Source organism: Staphylococcus sp. EG-SA-2, from assembly GCF_017152085.1.
The window spans coordinates 1-917 of the sequence record NZ_JACYHC010000936.1; the positions used below are offsets into that span (position 1 = coordinate 1).

General features: G+C 29.7%; 1 pseudogene. It reads left to right on the forward strand.

Annotated elements, in window-relative coordinates:
- Positions 1–306 precede the first annotated feature (306 nt).
- Positions 307–917, forward strand: a pseudogene (locus tag IDG60_RS16385) (hypothetical protein); the annotation flags it as partial.

Consider the following 917-nt stretch of genomic DNA (forward strand, 5'->3'; position numbering starts at 1 on the left):
TTCACCCCTTATAAGTAATTACATTTAAGGTTACGCCCTCTTTACATAAGCGTCTAATATAAATAAACAATTTATTTATAAGTAGAAACTATATATGACGTGGTTGCTTATAATTTGCGTTCTTGATCCGAAAATTTCAGATAAGGATTTATGCAATTAATATTTATGATATCTTTTGTAAATTTAATTAATTATAGTTACTTCAATCATGATTAGTTTATAATAATATTGAATAACAATTTTTTGATTTTTGTGTAATTTATCTATCAACTGAAAAACAGCTAATACAAAGGAGCTAATGAAGATATGAGAAAAATTATGCGAATCTTATTGTGCGCATCAATCATAGTAAGCGGTTGCTCTTTCATACCAAAGAATCAAACAAAATCTATTCCAAAAACGGTTAGCGTCAAAGATTATGATGGTAAATATATTGGTGAACATAAAAAAAGAAACGAAGTATTTCTGAAAAAACATAAAGATGAAGCAATCAAAAAATACAAAGACTACGTGAAAGACACCTTTGGTTATGATTGTAAAATTAATTTAGTTGATGCCTACACTAATAAATCTGGATTTAGCGAGAAAAGTAAGGTAGATGGTATCTCAGTGGTTGGTACTGTCAATTATGACGTTCCTTTTCAACTCCAATTGCTTTTTGTTGAATCTGGAAATGGTATAACTATTTCAACATTTACACCTGGTCATATAAATGAAACATCAGCAGCCGTTTCAGCCATGATGTACAAACGTTATGAACATGAAATTGAACAAGCTCGATTAAAGCTTAAAAGTGAAATTGAAAAAGACAGCTATTATGCGATGAGCGAAAAACTTCAAGTAAAACAAGAATTTAACGGCGTTACAAGGCAATACTTGAATTTCAGAACAGATAGTATCGATGATCTGGATAAGTT